Genomic DNA, 12,742 nt, shown 5'->3' on the forward strand with positions numbered 1-12,742 from the left:
CGGGCTCAGCTCGTCGGCAGGAACTCCGGCGGCCGTCGCACCCGTGTGGCCTGCTCGAACGCGTATGCCAGCGCCAGGACGGTCGGCTCGCTGTACCGGCCCGCCATGATCGAGAGCCCGACCGGCAGCGGGCCGACGAACGCCATGGGGACGGTCACGTTCGCGTAGCCGGACACCGCGGCGGGCGTGGACGAGCCGAACGGGTAGGCGTCGCCCTTGCCCAGCGTGGTCCTCCACGCCGGCCCGTTGGTCGGCGCCACGATCGCGTTCAGCCGGTGCGCGGTGAGCGTGTCGTCCAGCCCGCGTCGCGCCGCTCCGGTCGCTTCCGCGCGCAGGCGCAGGTACTCCGGATCGGTCAGGTCACCGCTCGTGGCCTGGGCTTCTTCGAACAGCTCCTGTCCGAAATGGCCCATCTCGGTGTCCGAGTTGGACTGGTTGAACTCGATCAGTCCTGCCAGGTCTGCGGGATGATCGCCAGGGGTCGCCGCCAGGTACTCGTTGATGCCGTGCTTGAACTCGTACAGCATCGACGGCAGCTCGGAGCGGCCCACCACGTCCAGTCCGGGGATGGTCACCTCGACCGGGATCGCGCCCAGGGACGCCAGCCGCTCCACGGCACGGGTGAACACCTCCACGGTTTCCGGGCTGGTGCCGCCGGTCGCGTCCCAGACGCCGATCCTCTTGCCTCGCAACGCGTCGGGTTCAAGGAAGCGCAGGTAGTCCGGCCGGGCCGGGCCGCCGTCGGTGGACGGGTCGCCGACGTCCGGGCCGTTGAGCACACCCAGCAGGACGGCGGCGTCCGTCACGTTGCGGGCCAGGGGGCCCGCGGTGTCCTGCACCGCGGAGATCGGCACCAGGCCACGGCGGCTCACCAGGCCGATGCTCGGTTTGACGCCGACGACCCCGCTCGCGCCGGCCGCGCAGACGATCGAGCCGTTGGTCTCCGTGCCGACCGCGACGGTGGCCAGATTCGCGGCGATCGCCGCGCTGGAACCGCTCGACGAGCCGCAGGTGTTGCGGTCCAGAACGTAAGGGTTGGCGGTCTGCCCGCCGACCGCGCTCCAGCCACTCGACGAGCGGCGGTCGCGGAAGTTCGCCCACTCCGAAAGGTTCGTCTTGCCGAGGATCACCGCCCCGGCCTCGCGGAGCCGCTCGACCAGATGAGCGTCGGCGACCGGACGCGCCCCGGCCAGCGCGAACGAGCCCGCCGTAGTCCGCTGCCGGTCCGCGGTGTCGATGTTGTCCTTGAGCAGCACCGGGATGCCGTCCAGGAGACCACGCGCCCGGCCCGCTCCGCGGCGATCGTCGCTCGCCGCCGCGAGCCTCGGCGCGTCCGGGTTGGTCGTGATGACCGAGTGCAACCGTGAGTCGAGCCGGCGAATGCGGTCGAGATAGAAAGCCGTCAGCTCCGCCGAGGTCAGCGGACCGGAGTCCATCGCGCGCCGCAGGTCCGGGATCGTGGCCTGTTCGAGGTCGATCCCCGCGATCGTGGGGATTTCGACCGGAGCGGGCGCGGAAAGATGCGCGTTCACGGCGACGCCTCCTCGGTGGCCTCCATCAGCGTGGTCAGCAACCCGGCCAGGCCGGACACGTGCGGCGGGCGCAGCACTCCCATGTGGTCGCCACCGACGCGGTGGATCTTGAGACCGCCCGGCGCCAGCTTGACCCAGCGGTCCCGGTACTGCGCGTAGCTCTGCCCGAAGTTGGTCTCGTGCAGGCCGTCGGCCAGCTCGTCGCCCACCAGCAGATGGGTCCGGCCGGAGTACGGACGCTGGCGGTACCCGAGCATCGCCTGGGTCAGCTCTCGCCACACCCGGATCCGGCGCGGCCAGAACGGGTCACCGGGCACCGGCGGTTCCTTGGTGCCCTCGTCGATGATGTAGTCGAGCACCTCGGCGAACTGGCGCCGGATCTCGGCGAGTTCGTCGGGATCCGTCGTGGCGTTCAGCTCTTCCAGGAGCTTCTCGCCACGAACGAACATGGCGGTCTCCTCCCACATGTTCTCCCGCTTGTAGAAGTCCTGTGCCGGGTCGAGCAGCATCAGCGTGAGACGGTCGCCGTCGCGATGCAGGATGCGGGCCATCTCACCGGTGACCAGTCCCCCGCCACACCAGCCGAGCAGGTGATACGGACCCTCCGGGCACACCGCGCGGATCTGCTCCACGAACAGCGCGGCCACACTCGCGATGCTCTGCGGCGACGGCGTGTCACGGTGCAGGCCGGGCCATTCCAGCGCGGCCACCGGACGATCGGCACTCATGTGCTCGGCCAGCCGCACGTACCACAGGCCGCCACCCGGGTACATGCAGAACAGCGGCGGTTTCGTACCGGTGCGCCGCAGCCATACGACGGCTTCCCGCGCCCAGGCCGCAGCCGATTCCATCGCCGCCGCCTCCGTGGGCGGGAAGCCACCTTTGCCGGCCGGGTCCACCGCCGTGGCCAGGTCGATCACCGTGCGGTGCTCGTAGAAGTCCCGCAGCTCGATCGGCAGGCCGTGCTCTTCGCGGAGTTCGACCAGCACCCGGATGATCAACAGCGAGTGCAGGCCCAGATCGCTGAACGGGACGTCCACGCCCACCCGGTCGATGCCCAGGCCCTTGGCCAGCGCGGTGGCGATGATGTTCTCCACCGCGGTCCGCGGCGCCAGCGCGGCACGGGCGGTGGCCGTCGGTTCGGGCAGGGCCTTGGTGTCGAGCTTGCCGCTGGGGGTGGTGGGCAGCTCGGCCAGCACCACCCACGCGGACGGGATCAGGTAGTCCGGTACGGCACCGGCCAGCAGACCGGGCAGATCGGACGGATCCAGTCCGTCGCGGGCGGGTACGAGGTACGCGACCAGTTCTTGGTCGCCGCGGGCGGTCCGGCGGGCGCGCACGGCCACGTCGCTCAGCTCGGCGTGCGCTCGCAGCACCGCTTCCACTTCACCCAGCTCGACGCGGTAGCCGCGGATCTTCACCTGGTCGTCCGCCCGCCCGGCGAACTCCAGCACACCGTCAGGCCGGTATCGGGCCAGGTCGCCGGTGCGGTACAGCCGACGGCCGTCGGAATACGGGTCCGGCACGAACCGGTCGGCGGTCAGGCCGGGGCGGCCGCGGTAGCCGCGGGCGAGCTGGGCGCCGCCGATGTACAGCTCGCCGAGCACGCCGACCGGGACCGGCTCGAGGTCGGCGTCCAGCACACGCAGCACGGTGTTGGGGCCGGGCCTGCCGATCGGCACCGGTCCCGCCTCGAGCTCTCCGATCCCGCTCACGTGCGAGGTGCAGCCGACGGTGGCCTCGGTCGGTCCGTATTCGTTGTCCACCAGGATGTCCGGGGCATGCCGGGTCCAAGCGGTGAGCATGTCCCTGGTCAGCTCTTCGCCGCCCACGACGAGCCGGGAGGCCGCGCCGGCGAACGCCTCGGCGGGCAGCATCTGGTTGAGCGCCATCAGATGCGACGGCGTGAGCTTGACCAGATCGAAGCCGCCCCCGGACAGCACCGAGACCAGCGCCTCGATCGCCGGTGTGCCGTCGTCGGGGGTGAGGGTGACCGTCCCGCCGGACAGCAGTGCCGGGAACAGCGACGTCACCGGCAGGTCGAAGGCCATCGAGGAGTACAGCGGAGAGCCCGCCGTACCGGCTGTCCCGGCGCGCCAGCACAGGTAGTTGACCAGGTTGCGATGCTCGACCATGACTCCCTTCGGAGTCCCCGTCGAACCGGACGTGTAGATGACGTAGGCGAGCGTCGACGGCGTCGCGGTCCGGCCCAGATCGCCGTCCGGGTGGGTGGCGATGGCCGGATCTCCGGCCAGGATCGCCGCGGTGCCGGGCACTCGGTCGGCCAGGGCGGATTCGGTGACCACCGTGGTCGCGCCCGCCTCGGTCAGCACCGTGGCCAGCCGTTTCGCCGGGTGTCCCGGGTCGAGCGGCAGATAGGCCGCGCCGGATTTGAGGACCGCCAGCAAGGCGGTGACCAGCTCCGGACCGCGGCGCAGCAGCACGCCGACGACCGTTTCCGGGCCCGCGCCCTGCTCGCGCAGGTGACGTACCAGTTTGTTCGCGCGAGCGTTGAGCTCGGCGTAGGTGACCGTGGTCCCGTCCGCACAGCGCAGCGCGGTCGCGTGCGGGGTGCGCGCGGCCTGGTCCTCGAACAGCTCGTGCACGCACGCGTCCGGATACCCGGCCACCGGCCCGTCCGCGAAGGACATCAACCGGTCGATCTCGGCCGGGGCGATCGCGGCGCCGCGGACCTCGCCGTCCGGATCGGCGGCCATGGCCTCGAGCACCCGCCGGTACATCGAAGCGAGGGCGGGCACGTGGTCCGGGGCGATCCGGTCGGCCTGTGCCCGGAAGTGCAGGACGCCGGGGAAGCTCCACACGTCCACACCGAACCCGTTGTAGCTCTCGTCCACGATCTTCGCCGTCTCCACCCGCTGGGTGTCGAAGACGTGGAAGTCCAGGTAGGCGAAAGAGATGTCCACCAGCGGACGGCCGGCACCCCAGAGCCGCTGCAACTCGCCGAGCGGGAACCGCCGGTGCGGCCAGACCGCCACCTCCTCGGCGAACACCCGCCGGACGAGCCCGGTCCAGGTCTTGGCGGTCAGGTCGACGCACACCGGCAGCGGGTTGAGGTGCATACCCCTGGCGAGTTCACCGCCGGGTTCCTCCAGTCTGCCGTTGTGCACCAGCCCGGTGTGGAACCGGTTCGACCCGCTGATCGTGCTCAGCACCTTGAGGTGCGCGGCGAACAGCACGGTCTTCAGCGAGGCGCCCGCCACGGCGGCCAGCGCACGCAATCCGGGTTCCAGATCGGCGTATCGCACGCTGACCTGATGGGGCAGGCCGTCCGCGCTCGGTGCCGCCGCCCACCCGGGCGGCAGGGTGACCGGGTCGTAGCGGTCCAGCCGATCGCGCCAGAACTCCCTGTCCACGCCTGACTCCAGGGAACGTTTCTCGTGCGCGATGAAGTCGGCGAACCGCACCGGCGCCTGCTCGGGGAACGTCGGCGCGAGTCCGTCCCGGAGGCTGCGGTAAGTGTCCAGGAGCTCTTCGAGCAGCGAGTGGTGACTCCAGCCGTCGAGGACCGCGTGGCACTCGATGAACGACAGCGTCCAGCGGCGCTCGGCGGTCTGATGCACGTGGAAACGCACCAGCGGCGCACTCGTGACGTCGAGGGGGCTGCGGCGGGTATCGGCGACGAACGCCGCCAGTATCTCCTCCACCCGCGCCTCGGGGATCTCGCGCAGGTCGTCGTGACCGACGTCCATCGGGGCGGTCCGGTGCACGAGCTGCATGGGCACCCGGTAGGTGGTCAGGTCGAAGCTGGTGCGCAGAATCTCGTGCCGCCGCACCAGAAGCACCGCCGCTTCCCGCAGCGCGGACAGTGAGAACGGGGCGTCGTCCACGATCGGGAACAGCGTGATGTTGTGGTAGAGGCTGACCTCCTTGTCCGCCACCATTTCGTAGACCATCGCGGTCTGGCCCATGGACATCGGATAGGCGTCGGCAAGGTCTTCCGGCAGCGCCTTCCGGTCGGCTTCCCCGATCAGCTCGAACGGGGCGACCCGCCGGTCCTCCACCGGACCGGCCGCCGTGCCGGTGAACCGGGTCAGGCTCTCGACGGTCTGATGCAGCAGCAGATCCTGCACGGTCACCGGAAGGCCTCGCTTGCGCAGCAGGCCCACGACCTGGATGGCCCGGATGGAGTCACCGCCCAGGGCGAAGAAGTTGTCGTGCACCCCGACCGAGCCGACGCCGAGCGCGGTACCCCACACTTCGGCCATGGCTCGCTCCGCGGGGTCGCGGGGAGCGACCGGACCGGTGGCCCTCGCGTGGTCGACCGCCGGTTCGGGCAGGGCGGCCCGGTCGATCTTTCCGTTGGAGGTCAAGGGGAAGCGGTCCAGCGGCACGAACGCCGCGGGCACCATGTAGGCCGGCAGCAGCCCGCTCAGATGGTCACGCAGGTCCGCCGCGGCGAGCCGATGGCCGGTGACCGGCACGGCATAGGCGATGAGGCGGTGCTCCGCTTCTCCCGGACGGCGGCGGGCGAGCACCACGGCGCGGGACACCGACGCGTGGCCCGCGAGAGCCGACTCGACCTCGCCCGGCTCGATCCGGTGGCCGCGGATCTTCACCTGGTCATCGGCCCTGCCGACGAACTCCAGGTCGCCGTCGGGAGTGCGGCGGGCGAGGTCGCCGGTGCGGTACATCCGGGCACCCGGACGCGGCGCGTACGGATCGGGACCGAACCGGTCCGCCGTCAGTGCCGGATGGCCGAGGTAACCGAGCGCGAGGCCCGGCCCGGAAACGTAGAGCTCGCCGGGCACTCCGACCGGCACCGGGTCGAGGTTGCCGTCGAGCAGGTACACGCGCAGGTCGGGCAGCGGCCTGCCGATGGGGCTGCGCGGGCCCGCCGTGGTGTCCTCGGCACGCAGTCTGCGGTAGGTCACGTGCACCGTCGTCTCGGTGATCCCGTACATGTTGACCAAGGCGGGCCGCTCGTCACCGAAGCGGGCGAACCACGGCGCCACGTCGGCCACGTCGAGGGCCTCACCACCGAACACCACGGCACGCAGCGCCAGCGATTCCGGCGGAGTCTCCGCCTCGGCGACCGCGTCGACGAGCCGCCGGAAGGCCGACGGGGTCTGGTTCAGCACGGTGACGCCCTCGGTGATCAGCAGGTCGAGGAAGTCCCAAGGGGAACGGGAGGTCTCGAACGGCACGACGACGACACGCCCGCCGTGCAGCAGCGCACCCCACAGTTCCCACACCGAGAAGTCGAAAGCGTAGGAGTGGAACAGCGTCCAGACGTCGGCCGGACCGAAAGCGAAATCGGCGGCGCACGAACGTAGAAGCCGCAGGACGTTCGCGTGCGTCACCGGAACGCCTTTCGGCCGTCCGGTGGACCCGGACGTGTAGATCACGTACGCCACGTCACCCGGTCCCGCCAAGGGCTCGGGGTCCGTCTCCGGCCAGTCGGGGCCGGGTTGGTCGAGCAGCACCGCGGTGACCGGCTCGTCCGCGAGCCATCCGGCCAGCTCGCCGCGGCTGACCACGATGCCGACCTCGGCGTCGGCACGCATCATCGCCAGCCGCCCGGCGGGCAGAGCCGGGTCCAAGGGTACGTAGCCGGCACCCGATTTCAGCACGCCCAGCAGGGTGACCACGAGGTCGAGCCCTCGGTCGAGGGAGACGCCGACCAGCTGTCCCGGCGCCGACCCGAGCGAGCGGAGCCGGTGGGCGAGCCGGTTGGCCCGCGCGTTGAGTTCGGCGTAGGTCAGCTGTTCGCCGTCACAGCTCGCGGCGATGGCGGCGGGGCTGTCGGCGAGCCGGGCCGCGAACACCTCGGTCAGGCTTTCGTCGGCGGGGAAGGTCAGATCCGGGCTGTTCCCGGCGGCCAGCAACCCTTCACGCTCTTCGTCGGTCAGCATGGCGAGCCCATGGACGCGGCCCGTCGGCTCGGCGGCGATGCTCTCCAGCAGGCGCACGAAGTGACCGGACATGCGGCGCGCCGTCGAGGAGTCGAACAGGGCCGTGGCGTACCCGAGGCGCCCGGTGATCGAACCGTCGGGCCGGGTGGCGAGCGTGAGGTCCAGATCGTATTTCGCCACGTCCCAGCCCGGGGATTCCGGTTCGGCACCGAGTCCGGGCAGCTGCTGTGGCGCGCCCTCGTCACCGAGCTGGAACACCACCTGGAACAGCGGGGTGCGGGACGGGTCGCGCTCCCCCACGAGCTCGTCGACCACCAGGTCGAAGGGCGTGTCCTGATGGGTGTAGGCGTCGAGCGCGGTCGCCCGCACCCGCGACAGGAACTCCGTGAAGGACAGGTCCGCGGACAGGTCGGCGCGCTGGGCGATCATGTTGACGAACATCCCGACCAGACCTTCGGTCCGGTCCTGCTCGCGCCCGGCGACCGGGCTGCCGACGACCACATCGGTTTGCCCGCTGTAGCGGCCGAGTAGCACCTGGAACGCCGCGAGCAGCACCATGTACGGCGTTGCGCCGTTTTCCCGGCCGAGCCGGGCCAGGGCTTCGGCCAGCGGGCCGGGCACGAAGACCGGCACGGTGGCGCCCGCGCTCTCGCGGACCGGACCCCGCGGCCGGTCGGCGGGCAGCTCGAGCGGACCGATCCCGTCCAGCTGCTTGCGCCAGTACTCGATCTTCTCGGTGAGACGACCGCCGGTGAGACGATCCCGCTGCCATACGGCGAAGTCGCCGTACTGCACGGCGAGCGGTTCGAGCGGAGACGGCCGTCCGGCGGCGAACGCCGCGTAAAGGCTGTCCAATTCGGACAGCAGGATCGACTCCGAGATGCCGTCCGACGCGATGTGGTGCACGGACAGGAGAAGCACGTGGTCCACATCGGACAGCCGGACCAGCAAGGCCCGCAGTGCCCATTCCGCGGAGAGGTCGAGTGGGCGGACACCGGCGTCGGCCAGCACGCCTTCGAGTGACTCCGGCCGGTCCGCGAGGTCGAGCCGCTCGAAGGGCACCGGGCCCGGCTCGTCGATCACCTGGACGGGCTCGCCACCGGAACCGTCGGCCAGGTACCGGGTGCGCAACACCTCGTGCCGGGCGACGACCTCGTCCAGGGCCCGGCGCAGCGCCGGTTCGTTCACCTCTCCGCGCAGCCGCAGCCGCACCGGCATCAGGTAGTCGGCGCCGCCCGGCCTGGTCTGGTCGAGCAACCACAACCCGCGCTGTGCGAACGACAGCGGCAGCGGCCTGTCCCGCGGTACCGGGACGATCCCGCCGCCCGACTCCGGAGTGCCGGAACCTCGCAGCCGGCGCCGCAGCAATTCGGCACGGGGGTTGCCTCGGGTGTCCATGAGCCGCCTTCCTGTCCTGCCACCAAAGACCGGGAGCCAGGGATGATCGGTCGAGGATGCCCGGCACGCGCGGGCATGCGGCAGGGTGAAGGTGGCGCGCGTTCACGCAGCCGATCGCGCGCCGGAGTACCGATCCTTCTCTGTGCGTGCACGCCGATGGCGGTAAGCATCGGGAGCATGGATGCCCAGGCGCCACCGCTGTACCGAAACCGCGACTTCGTTCTGCTGTGGACCGGATCGGCGGTGTCGATTCTCGGCTCGAACGTGTCCAACGTGGCCTACCCGCTGCTGGTACTCGCCTTGACCGGCTCGGCGGCCGACGCCGGCCTCACCGGATTCGTCTCGCTGCTGCCTCAATTGCTTTTCCAGATGCCCGCAGGCGCGCTGGTCGACCGGTTCGATCGCAAGCGGACGATGATCTACTGCGATCTCCTGTGCGGCCTGGCGTTGACCACCGTCGTGGTGGCACTGCTGTTCGGACAGCTGACCCTGCCGCACATCCTCGTGGTCGGCTTCCTCGAAGGCACCTTCGCGGTGTGCTACCGCTTGGCTGCCGCTGCCGCCGTGCCCAACGTGGTCGACACGTCCCAGGTCGCCCAGGCGCTGGCCCACAACGAAGCCCGCCGCCGGGGCGCGGCCATGCTGGGCAAGCCGCTCGGCGGGATGCTGTTCGGCCTCAGCCGCGCGGCGCCGTTCGTGTTCGACATCGCCAGTTACCTGGTTTCGGTGCTGACCCTCGGGCTGATCCGCAAGGACTTCCAGGTCCAGCGCGACACCACGAACCGGCGCTCGCGTGGAGCCGAGTTCACCGAGGGCGCCGTCTGGTTGTGGCGGCAGCCGTTCCTCCGGACGACCACGTTCCTGATCGCCGGCAGCAACCTGTTGTTCCAGGCGCTGTTCCTGGTCGTGATCGTGATCGCCACCGACCACGGCGCTTCGCCGTCGATCATCGGTGTCATGCTCGGCATCATCGCGGTCGGCGGGGTACTCGGCTCGCTGCTCGCGCCCGCGGCGGCCAAACGGCTGTCGCTGAAGACGGTCGTGATCGGGGCGAACTGGGTCTGGCTCCTGCTGGTGCCGCTGCTGGCACTGGTGACGGAGCCGCTCCTGCTCGGCACGGTGTTCGCGGCGATGGCCTTCGTCGGTCCACTGTGGAACGTGGCGATATCGGCCTACCAGCTGGAGATCACCCCGGACCACATCCAGGGCCGGGTGCTCGCCGCCGCCGGCATGATCGCCTTCGGGGCCGTCCCGCTCGGCTCGCTGATCGGCGGTGTCCTGCTGAGCAAGACCGGCGCCACCACGACGGTGTGGCTGTTCACCCTGTGGATGGCGGCGCTGGCGCTGACTACCGTGATCAGCCCGGCCGTCCGGTCGGCGCCGAAGCTGGTGGACACTCCGTTGCCCGCGCCGACGAAGCGGTAGCGGGACGATTCGGGTTGTTGTCCCGAGCGCCACACCTGAGACACTCACCGTCTCGAACGTGGCGCTCGGGAAGTACTGCCCAATCAGTAACGCATCAGGATCGGTTCGGGATCGTCCGAAGGGACACCGCCGAAATGGGTCGTGACCCAGGCGTCGTCGTAGATCGTGTCGAGATACCGCTCGCCCCGGTCGGGCAGGACGATCGCGCAGTTGGCGCCGGGCGGCACCAGGTCGCGGACGCTGTGCACGGCCGCGACCACCGCGCCGGACGAACCGCCCGCGAGGATCGCTTCGCGGGCGGCGAGCCGGCGGCAGCCGCGCACGCTGTCCACGTCGGCGACATGCACGACCAGGTCGGCCAGGTCGTCCGCGTGGTGACCGGGGCGGACGGCCGCGCCGTGTCCCGGGATCAGCCGTGGGCCGGGAGTGTCGGCGAAGATGGCGCTGCCCGCGGCGTCGACCGCCACGATCGTCACCGGCAGGTCGTTGGCCCGCGCGTACTCGGCGCAGCCGCGCAGCGTCCCGCAGGAACTGGTGGCACAGAACAGGAAGTCGAGGACGCCCGGTACCTGCCCGACGATCTCGCGCATGGTGTTCCGGTGCGCCGCCGGGTTCCCCGGGTTGGAGTACTGGTTCGGCCAGTAGGCGTGCTCGAGACGTTCGGTCAGCTCGCGAATGCGGCGGAGGCGGACCGGCAGGTAGTCGCCGGTGACCGGATCGGCGTGCTCGATCATCTCGATCTCCGCGCCCAGCGCGCGCATGATCGCGAGATTCTGCTTGCTGGTACGGGGATCCACCACGCAGATGAACCGGATCCCGTAGTACCGGCACACCTGGGCCATCCCGATCCCCAGGTTGCCCGAGCTGGATTCGACCACCACCGAACGTCCGGCGACGAGCCGTCCCGCCTGGATCTCACCGGCGAGCATGGACAGGGCGGCGCGGTCCTTGCTGCTGCCACCGGGATTGTGGCCCTCCAGCTTGGCGAACAGACGGAACCTCGCCGACGGGTACAGCCTGGTCAGTTCGACCAGCGGCGTCGCGCCGATCGTGGCGAGCACACCCGCCGGTTCGCCCTCATTCAGGTCCATGGGAGTTCGCCGGCTCAGCCCGCTGTCGGATCGAGCTGCCGTCGCAGGCTCAATGGCCGCATGTCGGTCCACACCTCGCCGATGTGGGCGAGACACTCCTCGCGGCCGCCACGCGTCCCCTCGGCGCGCCATCCCGCCGGCAGGTCACGGTCGGACGGCCAGATCGAGTACTGCTCCTCGTGGTTGACCACGACCAGGTAAGCACGCTGGTCGGTCTGCTCCTCGCGCATGGGTGTCTCTCCTGGAAGTCACTGGCGCACCCGGCTGTCGGTTCACCGGTGGGGTCGAGCCTGCCCGCGAGGGTGCGCGCGGGTGCAGAGAAGAACACGCAGAACCTCCGGCACGGCGGCGGAGTCCGCACTACCCGTCATTCTCTTCTGGGGCACGGGCCGAGCGGACACGATGGCGGACATGACCGCTGTACCGTCCGTCTCCCCGGCAAGCGACTCGTCCGGGCAGGAACGCGCTTTGCCCTTCGTGGTGACTCCCGGCCACGGCGAGGCCAAGGACACCGCCTCACTCCCGGCTCGCCGCACCGCCATCCGGGACCGGCTGCTCGAACACGGCGCCGTGTTGCTGCGCGGGTTCGACATCGACGACGTCGACGGGTTCGACACCACCGTCCGCACGCTGGCCGGCCCGCCGCTGACCTACCAGGAGCGGTCCTCGCCCCGCAGCACGATCAAGGGGCAGGTGTACACCTCGACGGACTACCCGGAAGCCGAGGAGATCTTCCTGCACAACGAAAACTCCTACCAGGCCGCCTGGCCGCTGAGCTTGTTCTTCTACTGCGTGCGGCCACCGGACACCCTCGGCGCGACGCCGCTCGCCGACACCCGGCGGATCCTCGCGGCGATCGATCCCGCCGTACGGGCGGAGTTCGAGGCCAGGGGCTGGATGGTGACGCGGAACTTCACCGACTCGTTCGGGTTGCCGTGGCAGCAGACGTTCAACACCACCGACCGCGACGAGGTCACGGCCTACTGCGCGCGCAACGGTGTCGAGACCGAATGGCTCGACCGGAACGGGCTGCGCACCAGGGCCCGGCGCCAGGCCGTGCACCGGCACCCGGTCACGGGAGAGGCCGTGTGGTTCAACCACCTCACGTTCTTCCACGTGACCACGCTGGCCGAGGACGTCTGCGCCGGGTTGCGCGCCATGCTCGCCGAGGAAGACCTGCCGACCAACACCTACTACGGCGACGGCGGCACCATCCCCGACGAGGTCGTGGCTCACCTGCGGGACTGCTATCGGGCCGCGTCCCGGCGCTTCGACTGGCAGCGCGGCGACGTGCTGATGGTCGACAACATGCTCTCCTCACACGGCCGTGAACCGTTCACCGGTCCGCGGAAGATCGCCGTGGCCATGGCCGAACCCTCGACCGGCGAAAACGGCCGGTAGCACCGGACACGAAAGGCTGGCC

The 12,742-nt window shown here is 70.4% G+C and carries 6 protein-coding genes; 2 read left to right on the top strand and 4 right to left on the bottom strand.

Annotated elements, in window-relative coordinates:
* Positions 1 to 5: 5 nt before the first annotated feature.
* Together H074_RS33190 and H074_RS33195 are read right to left on the bottom strand one after the other, a co-directional pair.
* Positions 6 to 1,532, bottom strand: coding sequence for an amidase (locus H074_RS33190; RefSeq protein WP_007034470.1), 1,527 nt, complete (start codon positions 1,530 to 1,532; stop codon positions 6 to 8).
* Positions 1,529 to 8,803: a non-ribosomal peptide synthetase gene (locus H074_RS33195; RefSeq protein WP_007034471.1), complete on the bottom strand. Its 7,275-nt coding sequence runs from the start codon at positions 8,801 to 8,803 to the stop codon at positions 1,529 to 1,531. Before H074_RS33195 ends, H074_RS33190 begins: the two co-directional genes overlap by 4 nt.
* A 177-nt stretch (positions 8,804 to 8,980) precedes the next feature.
* On the opposite strand from H074_RS33195, the gene H074_RS33200 reads away from it, so the two are divergent.
* Entirely contained in the window at positions 8,981 to 10,228 is a 1,248-nt protein-coding gene (locus H074_RS33200; protein WP_007034472.1) for an MFS transporter, read from the top strand.
* Between the two features lie 83 nt (positions 10,229 to 10,311).
* Here the strand turns inward: H074_RS33200 and sbnA are convergent, their stop codons facing one another.
* Together sbnA and H074_RS33210 are read right to left on the bottom strand one after the other, a co-directional pair.
* Positions 10,312 to 11,319: a 2,3-diaminopropionate biosynthesis protein SbnA gene (gene sbnA, locus H074_RS33205; protein WP_007034473.1), complete on the bottom strand. Its 1,008-nt coding sequence runs from the start codon at positions 11,317 to 11,319 to the stop codon at positions 10,312 to 10,314.
* Between the two features lie 14 nt (positions 11,320 to 11,333).
* Positions 11,334 to 11,549 carry an MbtH family protein gene (locus tag H074_RS33210; protein ID WP_007034474.1) on the bottom strand — a complete coding sequence of 72 codons (216 nt, stop codon included), beginning with the start codon at positions 11,547 to 11,549 and terminating at the stop codon, positions 11,334 to 11,336.
* Positions 11,550 to 11,730: 181 nt separating this feature from the next.
* Here H074_RS33210 and H074_RS33215 point away from each other — a divergent pair, with 181 nt between their 5' ends.
* Entirely contained in the window at positions 11,731 to 12,720 is a 990-nt protein-coding gene (locus tag H074_RS33215) for a TauD/TfdA family dioxygenase (RefSeq protein ID WP_051072063.1), read from the top strand.
* Positions 12,721 to 12,742: the final 22 nt, after the last annotated feature.

The organism is Amycolatopsis decaplanina DSM 44594, assembly GCF_000342005.1.
GTDB lineage: Bacteria > Actinomycetota > Actinomycetes > Mycobacteriales > Pseudonocardiaceae > Amycolatopsis > Amycolatopsis decaplanina.